At 64.3% G+C, this 1676-nt stretch carries 1 protein-coding gene and 1 tRNA gene; both read right to left on the minus strand.

Annotation, left to right across the window (positions count from 1 at the left end; all coding sequences use genetic code 11):
- Nucleotides 1-298: 298 nt before the first annotated feature.
- Nucleotides 299-371, minus strand: a tRNA-Thr gene (locus tag ACOJSN_RS00115).
- 142 nt (nt 372-513) lie between these two features.
- Nucleotides 514-1374 carry a DsbA family protein gene (locus ACOJSN_RS00120; RefSeq protein WP_420110478.1) on the minus strand — a complete coding sequence of 287 codons (861 nt, stop codon included), beginning with the start codon at nt 1372-1374 and terminating at the stop codon, nt 514-516.
- Between the last annotated feature and the right edge of the window lie 302 nt (nt 1375-1676).

Here is a 1676-nt window from a genome sequence, read left to right on the forward strand (position 1 = left end):
TCGGTTTCCCTTTCACAATGGTGGGCACTTCCTGAGTCGAGTGAATGTCGACTCATCGGCCCGGACAGGGAGAGACATTACCGACGACGGCACCGGCGTCGGGTGATCGATAGAGCACATGGGGTTGCAGATCTGGAACAGGCGCGGTGAATTGCACCCTTTGAGTCAGCGAGCACCGGTTTCAACCAGTGTTCTGTGATCTGAAGTGTGCATTCGTGCGGCGCGGCCCTCACGACGCCTGAACGCACCACACCCCACGTCCGCAGACGACTGCGGAGCGTGGGGTGCGGTGTGAGAGAGCCCCCTGTCAGACTCGAACTGACGACCTTCGCTTTACAAGAGCGGTGCTCTACCAACTGAGCTAAGGAGGCGAGGCGGCAGATCGAAGCCGTCTGCGCCTACACGATAGTAGTCCATTCACCTCGGCGGTCACAAAACCGTCAGGACGCGAGAAGACCGGCCCACACCCGCCTCGGCGAGCGCGGACCGGTCACGGCGTCACCCGCGAGGGCCTCAGCCCTTGAACTCTCCCGTTGCCTTGAGGATTTCGGTGGCCAGGGCCTGCGGATCGCTCGTCTGGTCGGTGTGCTCACCGTTGATGAGCACCCATGGGGTGGCTTCGACGCCCGAGTCGAGCGCCTCCTGCGTCGTGTCCTCGACGTACTTGGCGAAGGTCTGGTTCGTCACGCAGGATTCGACGGTCTGCTCGGGATCCGAGTTGAGCTTCATCGAGGTGTCGACCCCGGCGTCCTCGGCGACCTTGAGCAGCTCTTCGTCGCTGCGGCCCTCGGTGCCCTCTTCGGGCTGCTGGGCGTACATGGCGGCGAAGAAGTCTTCGACGAGTTCGGGCTGAGTGTCGATGACGCAGGCGGCGAGGTTCGCCGAGCGGGTGGAGTACTCATTGCCGGCCGACATCCGGTCGAGGATCGCGACCGGCTTGTATTCGAGGACGACCGAACCCTCATTGGCGAGCTTCTGCAGCGTCGAGGTGTTGGCCTCCTCGAAGGCCTTGCAGCCCGGGCACTGGAAGTCGAGGTAGACGGTCACGGTGGCCGCGTTCTCATCGGCTCCGGCCTCCGTGGGAGCGGGCAGATCGGATTCTTCGCCCTCGGGCATCTCCTCGGGCTGGACCGGGGCCCCGTCCTTGGCCAGGGAGATTCCGCCGGCCACATAGTTCGCCGGAGTCACCCCGGGCTTGCTCTGCTGGAAGATGAGGACGCCGACGACGGCCGCGACAACGACGATGACGACCGCGATCCCGGAGTACAGGATCGTCTTGGCCGTCTTCTCCTTCTTCTCCTGATTCGCTGCGATCTGGCGGGCGTTCTCGCGCGCCTTCTGGCGCCTATCGTCTCCGGAGCTGTTCTTCGCCATTGTTCCTCACGTTGGATCGTCTGTCATCGGGCGGGCCTGGGACCCGAGGTGGTGAGCCGACGCGTTCGGCCCGACGCCACCACTGTACCGAAACCGGCAGCACTGCGGCTCCCAGAAAAGTTCAAGGTTCAATTACATGAGCGTTCAACTACCCCACCGAGAACGCCGCAGCCATCGGCGGCCACCCGCAGCCGCCCACTCACGCCCGCCCCGCTCACACGGGCCCACTCGCGGCCATCCCACTCACACGGGTCCGGGCAGGTAGTTGAAGGGGTTGATCGTCAGCGGCCACCAGGACATGG

The organism is Pseudactinotalea sp. (assembly GCF_048594945.1).
In the GTDB taxonomy this organism is placed as follows: domain Bacteria; phylum Actinomycetota; class Actinomycetes; order Actinomycetales; family Beutenbergiaceae; genus Pseudactinotalea.

Coding starts and splice junctions, on each gene's coding strand:
- ACOJSN_RS00120 (WP_420110478.1), bottom strand. CDS start 1,374: ATGGCGAAGAACAGCTCCGGAGACGATAGGCGCCAGAAGGCGCGCGAG.